The sequence below is a fragment of the Pseudoalteromonas sp. P80D2 genome, from assembly GCF_036680945.1.
GTDB classification, from domain to species: Bacteria; Pseudomonadota; Gammaproteobacteria; order Enterobacterales; family Alteromonadaceae; genus Pseudoalteromonas; species Pseudoalteromonas shioyasakiensis.
In genome coordinates, this window is sequence record NZ_JAZDAR010000037.1 from 1 (window position 1) to 15,518 (window position 15,518).

At 42.3% G+C, this 15,518-nt stretch carries 22 protein-coding genes; 3 read left to right on the top strand and 19 right to left on the bottom strand.

Translation table 11 applies throughout. The features are described from left to right. Positions 1–424: 424 nt before the first annotated feature. The 18 genes from rplQ to VRK28_RS10330 form a co-directional block, all read right to left on the bottom strand. Complete coding sequence (gene rplQ, locus VRK28_RS10245; RefSeq protein ID WP_004589197.1) at positions 425–826, bottom strand: 50S ribosomal protein L17; 402 nt, start codon at positions 824–826, stop codon at positions 425–427. A 39-nt stretch (positions 827–865) separates the two neighbouring features. Then, on the bottom strand, positions 866–1,852 hold the full coding sequence (locus VRK28_RS10250) for a DNA-directed RNA polymerase subunit alpha (protein ID WP_004589198.1): 987 nt from the start codon (positions 1,850–1,852) through the stop codon (positions 866–868). Positions 1,853–1,876: 24 nt separating this feature from the next. Continuing rightward, entirely contained in the window at positions 1,877–2,497 is a 621-nt protein-coding gene (gene rpsD / locus VRK28_RS10255) for a 30S ribosomal protein S4 (protein ID WP_036974007.1), read from the bottom strand. 21 nt (positions 2,498–2,518) lie between these two features. Continuing rightward, positions 2,519–2,905, bottom strand: a complete 387-nt coding sequence (gene rpsK, locus VRK28_RS10260; RefSeq protein ID WP_036974009.1) for a 30S ribosomal protein S11 — start codon at positions 2,903–2,905, stop codon at positions 2,519–2,521. Between the two features lie 13 nt (positions 2,906–2,918). Next, positions 2,919–3,275 carry a 30S ribosomal protein S13 gene (gene rpsM / locus VRK28_RS10265; protein ID WP_054562818.1) on the bottom strand — a complete coding sequence of 119 codons (357 nt, stop codon included), beginning with the start codon at positions 3,273–3,275 and terminating at the stop codon, positions 2,919–2,921. 128 nt (positions 3,276–3,403) lie between these two features. Further along, positions 3,404–3,517, bottom strand: coding sequence for a 50S ribosomal protein L36 (gene rpmJ, locus VRK28_RS10270; protein WP_002959476.1), 114 nt, complete (start codon positions 3,515–3,517; stop codon positions 3,404–3,406). 22 nt (positions 3,518–3,539) lie between these two features. Next, positions 3,540–4,868, bottom strand: coding sequence for a preprotein translocase subunit SecY (secY, locus tag VRK28_RS10275; protein WP_036974013.1), 1,329 nt, complete (start codon positions 4,866–4,868; stop codon positions 3,540–3,542). Between the two features lie 10 nt (positions 4,869–4,878). Beyond that, positions 4,879–5,313 (bottom strand): 50S ribosomal protein L15, encoded by a 435-nt coding sequence (gene rplO / locus VRK28_RS10280; RefSeq protein ID WP_054554386.1) that lies wholly within the window; start codon positions 5,311–5,313, stop codon positions 4,879–4,881. Between the two features lie 4 nt (positions 5,314–5,317). Beyond that, a complete protein-coding gene (gene rpmD, locus VRK28_RS10285) occupies positions 5,318–5,500 on the bottom strand; it encodes a 50S ribosomal protein L30 (RefSeq protein WP_016710201.1) in 183 nt (60 codons plus the stop codon). A 3-nt stretch (positions 5,501–5,503) separates the two neighbouring features. Continuing rightward, positions 5,504–6,010: a 30S ribosomal protein S5 gene (gene rpsE, locus VRK28_RS10290; protein ID WP_036974018.1), complete on the bottom strand. Its 507-nt coding sequence runs from the start codon at positions 6,008–6,010 to the stop codon at positions 5,504–5,506. 9 nt (positions 6,011–6,019) lie between these two features. Further along, complete coding sequence (gene rplR, locus VRK28_RS10295; RefSeq protein ID WP_036974021.1) at positions 6,020–6,370, bottom strand: 50S ribosomal protein L18; 351 nt, start codon at positions 6,368–6,370, stop codon at positions 6,020–6,022. 9 nt (positions 6,371–6,379) lie between these two features. After that, entirely contained in the window at positions 6,380–6,913 is a 534-nt protein-coding gene (gene rplF, locus VRK28_RS10300) for a 50S ribosomal protein L6 (RefSeq protein ID WP_054554387.1), read from the bottom strand. A gap of 13 nt (positions 6,914–6,926) precedes the next feature. After that, the gene (rpsH, locus tag VRK28_RS10305; protein ID WP_054554388.1) at positions 6,927–7,319 is read right to left on the bottom strand and encodes a 30S ribosomal protein S8; all 393 of its coding nucleotides are present in this window, start codon (positions 7,317–7,319) and stop codon (positions 6,927–6,929) included. Between the two features lie 21 nt (positions 7,320–7,340). Beyond that, entirely contained in the window at positions 7,341–7,646 is a 306-nt protein-coding gene (rpsN, locus tag VRK28_RS10310) for a 30S ribosomal protein S14 (RefSeq protein WP_054554389.1), read from the bottom strand. A 10-nt stretch (positions 7,647–7,656) separates the two neighbouring features. Continuing rightward, the gene (rplE, locus tag VRK28_RS10315) at positions 7,657–8,196 is read right to left on the bottom strand and encodes a 50S ribosomal protein L5 (protein WP_054554390.1); all 540 of its coding nucleotides are present in this window, start codon (positions 8,194–8,196) and stop codon (positions 7,657–7,659) included. Between the two features lie 16 nt (positions 8,197–8,212). Next, on the bottom strand, positions 8,213–8,527 hold the full coding sequence (gene rplX, locus VRK28_RS10320; protein ID WP_054554391.1) for a 50S ribosomal protein L24: 315 nt from the start codon (positions 8,525–8,527) through the stop codon (positions 8,213–8,215). A 10-nt stretch (positions 8,528–8,537) separates the two neighbouring features. Further along, a complete protein-coding gene (gene rplN / locus VRK28_RS10325) occupies positions 8,538–8,906 on the bottom strand; it encodes a 50S ribosomal protein L14 (protein ID WP_010378257.1) in 369 nt (122 codons plus the stop codon). 275 nt (positions 8,907–9,181) lie between these two features. After that, positions 9,182–11,125 (bottom strand): AsmA family protein, encoded by a 1,944-nt coding sequence (locus VRK28_RS10330; RefSeq protein WP_062564823.1) that lies wholly within the window; start codon positions 11,123–11,125, stop codon positions 9,182–9,184. A 405-nt stretch (positions 11,126–11,530) separates the two neighbouring features. Between VRK28_RS10330 and VRK28_RS10340 the strand changes: the two genes are divergently transcribed. After that, positions 11,531–12,697 carry a hypothetical protein gene (locus VRK28_RS10340; protein WP_054563031.1) on the top strand — a complete coding sequence of 389 codons (1,167 nt, stop codon included), beginning with the start codon at positions 11,531–11,533 and terminating at the stop codon, positions 12,695–12,697. Positions 12,698–12,985: 288 nt separating this feature from the next. Further along, on the top strand, positions 12,986–13,663 hold the full coding sequence (locus VRK28_RS10345; RefSeq protein WP_130049946.1) for a TorF family putative porin: 678 nt from the start codon (positions 12,986–12,988) through the stop codon (positions 13,661–13,663). A gap of 64 nt (positions 13,664–13,727) precedes the next feature. Here VRK28_RS10345 and VRK28_RS10350 read toward each other — a convergent pair whose 3' ends face one another. Beyond that, positions 13,728–14,621 (bottom strand): aldo/keto reductase, encoded by an 894-nt coding sequence (locus tag VRK28_RS10350; RefSeq protein WP_442961232.1) that lies wholly within the window; start codon positions 14,619–14,621, stop codon positions 13,728–13,730. 170 nt (positions 14,622–14,791) lie between these two features. Between VRK28_RS10350 and VRK28_RS10355 the strand changes: the two genes are divergently transcribed. Continuing rightward, complete coding sequence (locus VRK28_RS10355) at positions 14,792–15,502, top strand: YIP1 family protein (RefSeq protein ID WP_332393883.1); 711 nt, start codon at positions 14,792–14,794, stop codon at positions 15,500–15,502. The last annotated feature ends 16 nt before the right edge of the window (positions 15,503–15,518 follow it).

Sequence of the window (15,518 nt, forward strand, 5' to 3'; positions counted from 1 at the left end):
ACTCGTCGTTTTGCTTTTTTGTAAGCAGTCCGCCGTGTCGGTGGATGCGCATTATAGGGAGATCCGAATTGAGATCAACTGTTTTTTGAAGTTTTTATGAAAAAAATGACTGTTCGTGCAAAATACGAACGAAACGGGTGAAAATAGCACTAAATTACTCGTATTATGGCTATTTAGGCAGTGTATTTTATAAATGAGCTTGTTTTTAAGTTGTATAGAAGATGATTTAACTATTAAAGAACGCGAATTGATCTTTATATGTGATCTTAATTGCTAGGTGCTAGGTGCTAGGTGCTAGGTGCTTCAAGGTTGTATGGTAATGTTTGGGGTTGATAGAGCTGTTTTATTGGTAGTGAATTTTTAGTAGTGAATTTTAGAAAGTAAAAAGCCGAGCATAAGCTCGGCTTTTTGGTGTCTTTACGACTTACTCTGCAGACTGCGCGTCTTCTTGAACTTCTTCGTTTGTCGCTGGGCGACCAACTAGTTCAATATAAGCCATTGGTGCATTATCACCAGCACGGAAGCCACACTTAAGAATACGAGTGTAACCACCAGGACGGTCTGTATTACGTGGACCGATTTCGCTGAATAATTTACCAACTACTTCATTATCACGCGTGCGAGCAAACGCTAAACGGCGGTTTGCTACACTGTCAGTCTTAGCCAGTGTGATTAAAGGTTCAATTACACGGCGCAACTCTTTAGCTTTAGGCAAAGTTGTTTTGATGATTTCATGTTTCACCAAAGAACCAGCCATGTTGCTGAACATCGCTTTGCGATGGCTGCTGTTACGGTTTAATTGACGACCACTCTTACGATGGCGCATGACCCTATCCTTCTAACTAAACTAATATAGTGATTTAGATTATTCAGCTAGGCTTGCAGGCGGCCAATTTTCTAGGCGCATACCTAGAGAAAGACCACGTGAAGCTAGCACGTCTTTAATTTCAGTTAGAGACTTCTTACCTAAGTTAGGCGTTTTAAGAAGCTCAACTTCAGTGCGCTGAACTAAATCACCGATATATTGAATTTGCTCGGCTTTCAAACAGTTTGCTGAACGTACTGTTAGCTCAAGATCATCAACTGGACGAAGCAGAATAGGATCGAATTCTGGCTTCTCTTCTTTCTCTTCTGGCTCAGTTACATCACGTAAATCTACGAATGCATCTAATTGCTCAGCTAAGATAGTAGACGCACGGCGGATCGCTTCTTCAGGATCTAAAGTGCCGTTTGTTTCCATATCAATGATTAACTTGTCTAAGTCTGTACGTTGCTCAACACGGGCTGATTCAACCGAGTACGCAATACGTTCAACTGGGCTGAATGATGCATCAAGCAGCAGACGACCAATTGGACGCTCATCGTCATCAGAGGATAAACGACTAGATGCCGGCACATAACCGCGACCGCGCTCAACACGAATACGCATGCTGATCTCGCTGCTATCTGTCGTAAGGTGACAGATAACGTGATCTGGGTTGGCAATTGTTACATCACCATCGTGCTGAATATCAGCCGCAGTCACAGGGCCTACACCAGATTTAGTCAGGGTCAGAAAAACTTCATCTTTGCCTTCTAAAGTTACTGCTAGACCTTTAAGGTTTAACAGAATTTCAATGATGTCTTCTTGTACGCCCTCTTTCGCGCTGTACTCATGCAATACACCGTCGATTTCTACTTCAGTTACTGCACATCCAGGCATAGATGATAACAGTATACGGCGTAAGGCATTACCCAAAGTGTGACCGAAGCCACGCTCTAATGGTTCTAAAACTACTTTAGAACGCGTTGGGTTGATAGCGTCGATATCGACTAACCTTGGTTTTAGGAATTCGGTAACAGAACCCTGCATTTTATCCTCTCTTAACTCTTAACTTTACTTAGAGTAAAGTTCGACGATTAGTTGTTCGTTAATGTCCGCAGACAGATCTGAACGCTCAGGTAGGCGCTTGAAGCTACCTTCCATTTTCTTACCGTCAACTTCAACCCAAGTCGGCTTTTCACGTTGCTCAGCCAACTCTAGAGCAGCGATGATACGTGCTTGTGTTTTTGACTTCTCACGAATTACAACAGTATCTTCTGGAGTAATTACGTATGAAGGGATGTTCACTACACGACCATTAACTAAAATCGCTTTGTGGCTTACTAACTGACGTGCTTCAGCGCGTGTGCTAGCAAAACCCATGCGATATACAACATTGTCTAAACGTTGCTCTAAAAGCTGTAACAAGTTTTCACCTGTATTACCTTTAAGGCGAGCAGCTTCTTTGTAGTAGTTACGGAATTGCTTTTCTAATACACCGTAGATACGACGTACTTTTTGCTTTTCACGTAGCTGTAAACCGTAATCAGATAAGCGACCTTTACGAGCGCCGTGCTGACCAGGTGCAGTCTCAAGTTTACACTTAGAGTCGATAGCTCTTACGCCGCTCTTAAGGAACAGGTCAGTACCTTCACGACGACTCAGCTTGAGCTTAGGGCCCAAATATCTTGCCATGTTATTTCTCCTAACCTATTGTTAAACGCGACGTTTCTTCGGTGGACGACAACCATTATGAGGGATTGGCGTCACGTCAGTGATGTTGGTGATACGGTAACCAGCAGCATTCAAAGCACGTACAGCAGATTCACGACCTGGACCTGGACCTTTGATGAAAACTTCTAGATTTTTTAAACCGTATTCTTGAGCAGCAGTACCTGCACGCTCTGCAGCAACCTGAGCCGCGAATGGAGTAGATTTACGTGAACCACGGAAACCTGAACCACCTGCTGTTGCCCAAGATAGTGCATTACCTTGACGGTCGGTAATTGTTACAATAGTGTTGTTGAAAGAAGCATGAACGTGAGCCATACCATCAGCAACTTGCTTTTTAACCTTCTTACGACGAATTGGTGCTTTAGCCATAATCTACCCCACCTTATTTCTTGATAGGCTTGCGAGGACCCTTACGAGTACGCGCGTTAGTCTTAGTACGTTGACCACGTAGTGGTAACGAACGACGGTGACGTAGGCCACGGAAACAACCAAGGTCCATAAGGCGCTTGATATTTAATGTAACTTCACGACGAAGGTCACCTTCTACAGTGTACTTGCCAACTGCTTCACGCAATACGTCAAGTGTTTCGTCTGAAAGTTCACCGATTTTTGTGGTCTCGGCGATACCAGTCGCTGCTAAGATTTCCTTAGAGCGAGTCTTACCTATGCCATAAATAGCAGTTAAACCGATAACTGCATGTTTATGATCAGGGACGTTAATGCCAGCGATACGGGCCACTAACACATCTCCTATATTTGAATTTGGTAATCATCTGTTTGAAAAGCCCGTAAGGATACTCAAACGAAGACCAAATCACAACTAAAAACACAGGCCGAGTAAATAACTCAGCCTGCACGACTGTTTAATTAGCCTTGCCTTTGCTTGTGCTTAGGCTCACTGCAAATTACGCGTACTACACCAGCACGTTTAATAACTTTACAGTTACGGCATATTTTCTTAACGGAAGCACGTACTTTCATTGCTCAACTCCGTAAAATGACCTTATCGACCGTAGCCTTTAAGGTTTGCTTTTTTCAGCACAGAATCATACTGATGTGACATCAGATGCGTCTGTACTTGTGCCATAAAGTCCATGATTACAACAACGATAATCAAAATTGATGTACCGCCGAAATAGAATGGCGTTTGCCATGCCATAGTCATGAATTCGGGCACCAGACAGATAAAGGTTATATACAAAGCACCTGCCAATGTCAGGCGTGTCATCACTTTATCAATGTATTTAGATGTCTGCTCACCTGGACGAATACCTGGGATAAATGCGCCAGATTTTTTCAGGTTATCTGCTGTTTCACGCGGGTTAAATACCAACGCGGTGTAGAAAAAGCAGAAGAAGATAATAGCCGCAGCTAAAACCATCGCATATAAAGGTTGACCTGGAGTCAACGTTGTAGCGATTGCTTGTAGCACATCAGCGACCGGACCTTCACCCTGGCCGAACCAGCTTGCAATTGTACCAGGGAACAGAATTATACTGCTAGCGAAGATTGGTGGAATAACACCCGCCATGTTTACTTTCAGTGGTAAGTGCGTGCTTTGAGCAGCAAATACCTGACGACCTTGTTGACGCTTTGCGTAGTTAACAACGATACGACGTTGGCCACGTTCAAAGAATACAACTAAGTAAGTAACAGCGAATACGATTACAGCAATCAATAACAGTACAAGTACATTCAGATCACCTTGGCGCGCCATTTCGGCTGTCGAACCAATAGCAGACGGCAGGTTAGCTACGATACCAACAAAAATCAGAACTGAGATACCGTTACCGATACCACGTTCTGTAATTTGTTCGCCCAACCACATTAGGAACATAGTACCAGTTACTAAACTCACTACAGCAGTGAAGTAGAAACCGATACCAGGGTTAACAACTAACCCGTCCATCATGCCCGGTAAGCTAGTAGCAATACCGATTGATTGGATTGTAGCAAGCACAAGCGTGCCGTAGCGTGTGTACTGGCTAATTTTCTTACGCCCTTGCTCACCTTCTTTCTTAAGCTCTATAAACGGCGGATACATATGCGTTAATAGTTGCGTAATAATCGAAGCCGAGATGTACGGCATAATACCCAGTGCTAACACTGAAGCTCGCTCAAGCGCACCACCGCTGAACATGTTAAACATTTCAACAATGGTGCCCTTTTGTTGCTCGAAGAAATCGGCAAGTACAGCGGCGTCAATCCCAGGGATCGGCACGAATGAACCTAGACGGTAAATAATGATAGCACCTAATACAAATAGTAATCGACGCTTCAATTCCGAAAGCCCACTTTGTGCACTTTTCATATCTTGACCTGGTTTAGCCATTAGTACTTCCTTAGTCTTCTACCTTGCCTCCGGCAGCTTCGATAGCTTCGCGAGCACCTTTAGTCACTTTAAGACCTTTAACGGTAACTGCGCGTGAAACTTCGCCAGATTTAACTACTTTAACGAACTGGATGTTCTTTTTAACTAGACCAGCTGCTTGTAACGCGTTTACGTCTACTACATCGCCTTCAACTTTAGCGATTTCAAAAAGGTTAACTTCAGTAGATACTAATGATTTACGTGAAGTGAAACCAAATTTAGGTAGACGACGTTGCATAGGCATTTGACCGCCTTCGAAACCAACGCGTACTTTACCGCCAGAACGTGATTTTTGGCCTTTATGACCACGGCCACCAGTCTTACCAAGACCAGAACCAATACCACGACCTAGACGTTTCTTTTCAGTTTTTGCACCAGCAGCAGGTGAAAGTGTATTCAAATGCATCGAATTAACCCTCAACCTTTACCATGTAAGAAACTTGGTTAATCATACCACGCACACATGCTGTGTCTTCTAACTCAACAGTGTGATTGATACGACGTAGACCAAGACCGCGTAATGTAGCTTTATGCTTCGGTAAACGACCGATAGAGCTCTTTACTTGTGTTACTTTTACAGTTTTATTAGCCATGGTTTACCCCGTGATTTCGTCAACGCTAAGACCACGTTTAGCAGCGATTGACTCTGGAGAGTTCATGTTCTCTAGAGCAGCAATCGTTGCACGAACGATGTTGATCGGGTTAGTTGAACCGTATGCTTTTGACAATACGTTCTGTACACCAGTTACTTCTAGTACTGCACGCATCGCACCACCGGCGATGATACCTGTACCTTCAGAAGCAGGCTGCATGTATACTTTAGAACCCGCGTGGCGACCCTTGATTGGGTGCTGTAGCGTGTTACCGTTAAGGTCTACACTGATCATGTTGCGACGTGCTTTTTCCATTGCTTTTTGAATAGCAGCTGGAACTTCACGTGCTTTACCATAACCAAAACCTACTTTACCTGCGCCGTCACCAACTACTGTTAGTGCAGTGAAGCTAAAGATACGACCACCTTTAACCACTTTAGACACACGGTTTACCGCGATTAGCTTTTCAGCCAAATCAGGCTGTTGTTGCTTTGCTTCTACGTTAGCCATTGTCTACTCCTAGAATTGCAGACCGGCTTCACGCGCTGCATCAGCAAGCGCCTTCACACGGCCGTGATATTTAAAGCCACTGCGATCAAAAGCAATCTTTTCGATGCCTTTGTCAGCTGCACGTTCAGCAACCGCTTTACCAACTGCTTGAGCAGCTGCAACGTTACCTGTGCCTTTAACTGTTTCGCTAATTGCTTTTTCAACAGTAGAAGCAGCAGCCAGTACAGTACCCTCAGCAGTAACTACTTGAGCGTAAATGTGACGTGGCGTGCGGTGGATAACAAGACGCGTTGTGCCTTGTTCAATATAATTTCTACGAGTGCGCTTAGCACGACGTAGACGAGCTGTTTTTTTATCCATCGTCTTACCTTACTTCTTCTTAGCCTCTTTACGGCGTACATTCTCGTCCGCGTAACGAACACCTTTACCTTTATAAGGCTCAGGTTTACGGTATGCACGGATGTTAGCAGCTGTTTGACCAACTAACTGCTTGTCTACGCCCTTAACTAGAACTTCTGTTTGGCTTGGTGTTTCAATCGTAATACCTTCTGGTACTTCGAAATTCACTGGGTGTGAGAAACCAAGAGTTAAGTCTAATACTTTGCCCTTAGCTGCTGCACGGTAACCAACACCTACTAACTGAAGTTTCTTCTCGTAACCTTCATGCGTACCAACAACCATGTTGTTGATTAGAGCGCGAGCAGTACCTGCTTGTGCCCATGCATTAGCTACGCCTTCACGAGGTAAAGTTGTAATAACGTTGTCGTTAACTTGTACTTCAACAGCGTCGTTGATAGTACGAGTTAATTCACCGTTTTTGCCTTTAACTGTGATGTCCTGGCCTTTTAATGTAACTTCTACACCGGCAGGAACATTGATTGGTGCCTTTGCTATGCGAGACATAGTTCCCCTCCGATTAAGCTACAAAGCCAATGATCTCACCACCAACGCCGGCACTACGTGCTGCGCGGTCTGTCATTAGGCCTTTAGAAGTTGATACGATAGCGATACCAAGACCACCCATTACCTTTGGTAATTCGTCACGTTTCTTATAGATACGTAGACCAGGGCGGCTAACACGCTGGATATTTTCAATAACAGCTTTGCCTTCGAAATATTTTAAATCGATAGAAAGCTCAGGCTTCGCTTCACCGCTTACAGCGTAATCTGCGATATAACCTTCATCTTTTAATACTTTAGCTACTGCTACTTTCAGTTTTGAAGTTGGCATCGTTACTGATACTTTCTTCGCTGACTGACCGTTACGGATACGTGTAAACAAATCCGCAATAGGATCTTGCAAGCTCATAGTCTTACTCCCGTGATACTATTACCAGCTAGCCTTTTTAAGGCCAGGAATTTCACCGCGCATAGCTGCTTCGCGAACTTTGATACGGCTCATGCCGAATTTGCGAAGGTAACCATGTGGGCGGCCCGTAACGTTACAACGATTACGTTGACGTGAAGAGCTAGAATCACGTGGTAAAGCTTGTAGCTTTAATACCGCGTCCCAACGATCATCGTCAGATGTATTAACATCACTGATGATAGCTTTTAGTGCCGCACGCTTTTCAGCGAACTGAGCAACTAATTTCGCACGCTTTGCTTCGCGCGCTTTCATAGAATTCTTTGCCATAACCCTACCCTTATTTCTTGAATGGGAAGTTAAACGCTTCTAACAACGCACGGCCTTCATCATCTGTTTTCGCAGAAGTAGTGATTGTGATATCCATACCGCGAACACGGTCTACTTTATCATAATCGATTTCTGGGAAGATGATTTGCTCACGTACGCCCATGCTGTAGTTACCACGTCCATCAAAAGACTTAGCACTTACACCACGGAAGTCACGGATACGCGGGATAGCGATTGAAACCAAACGCTCAAAAAAGTCCCACATACGCTCGCCACGTAGGGTTACTTTACAACCAATTGGGTAACCTTCACGCACTTTGAAGCCAGCAACTGATTTGCGTGCTTTAGTGATTAGAGGTTTCTGACCAGAGATTGCTTCTAGATCCGCAACAGCGTTATCTAGGATCTTCTTGTCAGCTAGAGCTTCGCCCACACCCATGTTTAATGTGATCTTTTCGATCTGAGGGACTTGCATGACAGAGCTGAAACCAAACTTCTCTTGAAGCTCAGCAACTACTTTGTCTTTATATACTTCATGCAGTTTCGCCATCATTCTACTCCAACTATTAGATAGTTTTACCAGTAGATTTAAAGATACGTAATTTCTTACCATCTTCAATCTTGAAACCTACACGATCTGCTTTACCCGTTTCCGAGTTGTAGATCGCAACGTTTGATACGTCGATAGACGCTTCTTTCTCAACAATACCGCCAGCTTGGTTCAACTGAGGAACAGGCTTTTGGTGCTTCTTGATTAAGTTGATGCCTTCGACAAATACTCGACCAGATTCAGCAACAACTGAAAGCACTTTACCGCGCTTACCTTTGTCTTTGCCTGCTAGTACGATTACTTCGTCATCACGACGGATTTTTGCTGCCATGATAGACTCCTTATAGTACTTCTGGTGCTAGTGAAACGATTTTCATGAACTTTTCAGTACGAAGTTCACGAGTCACAGGGCCGAAGATACGAGTACCAATTGGCTGTAAGTTATCGTTTAAGATAACAGCCGCATTGCTATCGAAACGGATCAAAGAACCGTCCGGACGACGAACGCCTTTTTTAGTACGCACAACTACCGCGTTTTTAACATCACCTTTCTTCACTTTACCGCGAGGAATAGCTTCTTTTACAGAAACTTTGATGATATCGCCAACCGCTGCATAGCGACGGTGCGAACCGCCAAGGACTTTAATACACTGCACTTTGCGAGCGCCGCTGTTATCAGCAACGTCCAGCTGAGTTTGCATTTGGATCATGTTAATGACCTCCGGTGTAGAAATTACAACACGCCTTAATTTTGTTTAAAATCAAGACATTTCGGTTAAATTCCACTCAAAAAACAAGCAAGTTGTCTCTTAAGGGCGGGCAATTGTAGCAGCAATGGCAAGGAAGTGGTAGGTTATTTTTTAATTAATTTGGAATTAATCGTAATGCCTGCATTGAGGAATTACAGCAGCTTGCTGGTTTGTTATTGATTATAAAACAAACAGGGCGCAAATGCGCCCTGTTTTTGACTTTAATTAAATTTTTATTAATTACCAAATAGACCTTTTAATTTGTCTTTGATTTTATCTTTAGCTTTTTCTTTGACTTCTTCTTTAGCCGCATCACTGACATCTAAGCTATAACCAACATCATGGAATGGGCCTTTGATACGCAGTGGAATTTTAAAGCCTGTACTATCATCGGTCGTGCCTTGCCCTTCGATTGAATCAACAATCCCCGTTACCAAGCGATAGTCTACATTCGTCATAGGTAAATCAACTTTACCTGAGCCTGTAATGCGAATAAGCGGGCTAAGTAGTGACAAGTCTTTATTTTCACCAACACCGTTAGTGAATACAAAACTGCCCTGCAATGCTGAGAAGTCTGTTTGCTGTGAGTTATCAAAGCCAGTATCTAAACCTTCTGATACTGCGCTTAAGTTACCTTTGATAAGCTCTTTTGCTTTACGAACCATCTCTGCAATATTGGCACCTTTTACCGCACCATCAGCAAACTCAAAGCCTAACTTACCATTTAAAGCATTGATAAAGCTCTTTTGGCTTTGACCTGTGGTCGTTAGATCCCAGTTTAGAGAACCTTTACCCATTAACTTATCGAAACCAGCCGCATCAGTTAGTAATGGCTGTGCATCAATTTTATCTAAAGAAAAGTTAGTACTAATTTTATAAGGTGTTTGCTTGGCGTTAACGGTTATCACACCTTTACCATTGCCCTCATAAGCAACAAACTTATCTAGACTGATTTTAGCCACTGCATTTTTTAGGTTCACCGTTAACTGGTTTTCACCAAGGGTAATATCATTTGCTTGTAAGCCACTTGAACGCACGACTACATTTGCATCAAGTGCATTTAAGCCGCTCATATCAATTGCAGTATCATCCCAAACAATTGGTTGTGCTGGCGCATCTGCTGCAGGCTCTGCTTGTTCTTCTTTAGCTACGCCCTCTGGTAGGTAAGGGTTTAAATCAAGCATGCCTAAATCAATATCGGCATTCACAGCTAAGCGGTCACCAAGCTTAATATCGCTTTTACCTTTAATTTGCAGCTCATCTAGGGTGGCAAGTAGCTCAGTAAGCTTAAACTGCTGTCCTTTTAGGTGCATTGAACCCTTTACATTAAAGGCATTAAACGCATTTTCTTTTGCATTAAGCTCAACACCTTGCCAACTCGCAATATTTTTTACTGAGTCACCACTTACAGAAAGAAGCCCTTGCACGTCATTACCCATTTCTGCAATTGCACCTTTAAAATTTAAATCGACTAAGCGTGAATCAACCTCAGTGCTTACATTAAAGGTTTCGCCTTCAATCGCTTTAACAGGTGTATCTAGCGTGACATCTAAATCAAAGCGCTCACCCATATAGGTAATACCGCCTTTTAATTCTAAGGTCTTACGAAGAGAAGGTAATAAGATTGCTAATTCTAAATCGCTTATCTGTTGCTTTGCTCCGGTTTTGCCATCTAGATAAGTGAAAGTACCACCGTAGATTGCTACTTCACCAAGTTCGATATCAAAGTTATCTGGTAAGTTAACAGCGCCAGAACTCTTTTGCTGCTCTGTCTGTGGTTGCTCAGCAACCGCATCAAATAATTGCCAGTTTGCTTTACCATTTTTATCGGTTTCTAACAAAATTGTTGGTTCGTTAATAACGAATTTATCAAGTTTAAACTCACCGCCAAATAACGACATCCACGGGATACGGATAGCAAGTTGCTGCATGCTTGCCATATCTTTTTGCGAGCCAGTTTGCATATTGGCAAAGTGCACATCATTCAATTCGAGTTTTAATGATGGAAATACCGACAGCTTTTTATCGCCATTAATAGTCAGACTACGACCTGTGGTTTGTTCTACTTGCTCCGATACTTTATTAAATATCGCGTCTGTAGGTATTAGGAATGGTGCTGCGACTACCAATGCAATCAGTAATACGAAGATGACACCAACGATTTTCAGTAAGGTTTTCATAATCATCCTTAAAAATGGGCAAACAATGTTCATATCATAGCGGGAGTTAGGCGCAATTGCATTGCCCAACACATAAAAAGGTTTGTAAACAAGCTTAGGTACAAGAATATGAATCAGCGCTGAAACTTTTTGATACCTATAGGTTACAAAAATCCCTTGGCCGCTTTATACCCTCAGTGATTATCTCGTTAAAAATTGCTGCTCACTTTGAACTCAGTGTTGAGCAATTATTTACACTCGATGACAATGATTAATAAACCACATCAGTCGCAATCTTACTTATAAATTATCAGTAAGATTGCATCATTTCATTACTTCGGTATGATGCACGACCCTGTTGTTTTTGCACCCTGTGTACTAAAATTAAACAACCCAATTTGGTCAAAACTGGAGTATCGATTAAGCATGAAGAAACTGCTTATTTCACCGTCAAAAATGGCGCTTGGCGAGCAAGAAAGTCAAATTTATCAAAATATCCTCAAGCAAGCCTCTGATATCAGCTTAAACCTTATGGCAGTTAAAGTAGAAAACCATCCTGAAGACTTTTTAGGTTGGTGCTATGAGCTATTAAGTGCAAGCCGCGATCGCATTAACTACGATCTGTTAGAAGATAAGCAATTACCGACACTTAAAAAACTTCATGATTTATTAATTTCTGCAATCAGCTTTTTGCAGTTAAAAACATTAAGGGTTGCGCCATGGCCTGTAATCGCAGGCTTTATCGAGCAGCATAAAGAGCTTGTAGCCCTTGATGAGCAATTACGTTTAGCTAATTACATTGCTGCAATTAAATCGCAATCCCTAAAAGAGATGATCCCAGAAGACCGTTTAGCGTTTTCAGGTAAACACAGTGCCTCGCTTGATCCAAGCAGCTATAACTTCGACGTTGAATGGTTTGCTTCTACTAAGAACGCAAAAGGTTTCCACCAAATGTTGAGTGATTTACCAGGTGCGTTCGATGAGGCGCTTGTACACATTCCACTTGAGGGTGAAGTAACGCAAGAACATTATCAGCATTTTATGGTTGCTTACTTCATGGCATTTAATGGCAGCGATGAAAAGCCAACGCTTGCTCCTGCTACTCGCTTACTTGCGATGCGCCGACCTGACGTGTTTACACCAATCGTAAATAGTAAACTTGATGCCCTTTGTGCGGCATTAGGCATTACTAAGCTAAATAACCGCGATTTTGAGCGCTACTGGCAAGATGTTGTTGAAGCCATTCATAGTATGCCTTGGTTCAAAATGGCCAGTGCAGCAAATGAGCTTGAACAATCTCTGGTTGAAATCAAAGCCCTATTGCCTAGCTTCTTTTATTATGCAGATAAAAGTACCGCTGATAACTCTAACTATATTAAGTTGTTAAACAAACCTAAGAGTACCACAAGCTCAGCAGGTAAAAAGACCGTACGCCGTGGCAAAGAATCAGCAGAGATACTGGTGGACCGAGCATTAGCAAGTGATGATATCCCTGAACATATCAAAGCTAAGCGCGATTCAATCATCAGTGAAGTTGAAAAAGGCCGCAGTGTTGAAGAAACCATTACTCTAATGCGTGCAATTTTCGGCTAAGTTACTCTCAAATAAGCAAAACCCGGTTGCTTCGCAATTGTGCAACCGGGTTATTTTTTGCACCACACATGTGCGCATGAACAATTCAAATAACCATCCTTTTCACAATTAAACAAGTTTAAAAGCCTGTTTTTAAAGCCTTTAAGCATAAAATATCCCGTTCGAAATTAACTTGGCACAACCAGTGCAATATCGTATCCAGACAACACATAGAAAATGTCCTCAAATAATAACCAGACTGCAATCTGAAAATGGGACAAAATCAACATAACAACAGGATACAGAAACATGCTAAAACTAAAAAAAACGGTCGCAGCAAGCGCCCTTGCGCTATTAACTTTGAGCTCAACATATAGCTATGCAGAAGTCACAGCAAACGCTGCGGCAACTTCAAACTACTTATGGCGTGGTCAAGAACAAACCGGCGGTGATGCTGCAATCCAAGGTGGTATCGACTACGCAAGTGAATCTGGCTTTTATGCGGGTACTTGGGTATCGAATGCTAGCTGGGCTGACGACATGACTTACGAGCTAGACCTTTATGCTGGTTTTGGCGGTGAAATCAATGAAACCTTTAGCTACGATGTTGGCTACATTTATTATGCATACCCAGATGCAGCGTCTTACACAGATGCAGACTTCTCAGAAATCTACGGTAGCATTAGCATGGGTAGCTTCACCTTTGGTGCAGCAGTCCTAGCAACATCAGCAGCAAGCGGTGACGGTACAGATTTTGGTGACTCTCTATATTTAAATGCTGACTACAGTTTCCCAGTTGGCAGTACCGGTGCAGAAATGGCCCTTCACTTAGGTCATTACTCAGGGGATTTCATTGGTGATGATGACATCATCGACTACGGTGTTTCAGTGTCGAAAGACGGCTTTACTTTCGGTCTTTCAGACAACGACATTGATGGTTCAGATGTAAAAGTGTATGTCGCTTACGCGGTTGACTTCACTTTATAAAGAATGTGTTACTTGCTGCAACACGAAGGGCCGTTAAGGCCCTTTTCTCGTTTTGGGCTATATATTAAGGCACACTATGCCCGGTTGAGCCTTGCCAAATGCGATACCATTGTTCACGGTTCATAGTAAGCTGCTTAGCTTCAACAGCTGATTTAACACGCTCAATATTACCCGTACCAAGTACCACAGACGGTGCACTTGGGTGCATTAACAGCCAAGCATAAACAACTTGATCAATGGCTGTGGCGCCAATTTCAGCACCAACCTGCTCCAACACTGCACGTAAACGCACCGCTTTTTCATCATCACTTGAGAATATACGACCCCCAGCTAATGGTGACCAAAGCATAGGTTTGATATCGAGCAATTGGCATTGGTCTAAGCTTCCATCATCAAGGGCTTTCATTTCGTAAGGTGAAAACTCAATTTGATTAGTCACAAGCTCAAAGTCTAAACGCGACTGCAACAAGCTAAGTTGCGATGGGGTAAAATTAGATACACCAAAATCAATCACGTCACCATTTGCTTTTAGGGTATTAAATGCTTGTGCCATTTCATCGGCGTTCATTAAGTAATCAGGGCGATGGATAAGTAATACATCTAAACGATCAGTGTTGAAGTTTTTAAGTGACTGCTGTGCTGAGGCAATTATATGCGCGGCACTTGAATCATAATGGTTTGCTTTGCCTTGTAATCCTAGGCTTGCAAACGCAGGCTTAATACCACATTTAGTGATTATTTTGATTTCATCACGAATACTTGGTTTTAGTTTAAGTGCTTTACCAAATTCGGCTTCACAACCGTATTCACCGTAGATGTCAGCATGATCAGTATGTGAAACTCCCATATCGATTGCATTTTCTAAAAAACTTAAGCATTGCTGTGGCGTTATTTGCCAATCTAGCAAGCGCCAGAACCCTAATACCAACTCATCAATACAACGACCATTGCTATTCACCATAACGACCTACTATTCCTAATAAATTCGACTCAAATTAATCTTTTAACCATATCACAGATTTACTAATCACAGCTGTTAACATACAGTTACAAAACAAATTGCTAATTTGTTACTAAACAGGATATTTTAGTACCTAAAAACAAATGTTATAAAACAAGGAATAAAAAATGAAATCATCAAATGTCATGACTGCTTTGGTTGATATTTTTATCAGCCCGAATAAAGCCTTTAACGGTTTAAAAGAAGCAAAAGGTTGGTCTTTTGTTGCCTTTATTTTACTTGCAGGCATCCTCGCTGCCAGCATGTTTGCTTTTTACAATAAAGCTGACCCGCAGTTTTTAATCGATCAACAAGTGGCTGCAGCCAGTGTTGATGCCACAATTGCAGAACAAAAAATGATTCGCCAAAGCATGGAGCAAACCATAGATATGCAAGTATGGTTTGCTATATTTGGTGGCATCATTGGTTTGGCTGTTATTAATGCTCTAATGGCAGGCTACTACCTATTTGTATCTAAGCAAGATCCAGAAGCTAACTACGGTTATGGTGCGTGGTATGGCTTTGGTGTGTGGACCATGATGCCAATGATTATCTCAAGTCTTGGTTTACTCATCTTAGTATTAACTGCGAGTACCGACCAAATCTCACAGACGTTATTTAACTATGCTTCGATTAACCAACTTTTAATTGGTTTAGAAATTGGCCACCCATTTTACACCTTACTTGAAAGTCTCAATATCTTTTCTATTTGGGGTATTTTCATCGCAGCTATCGGTTTAAAGAGCTGGACTAATTTCACTTTCAATAAAGCGCTACTGTTTGCAGCTCTACCAAGTATTGTTATTTACGGTATTTGGACTGTAATCGCTCTCGTTTAATTCTGCTTTGAGCGGC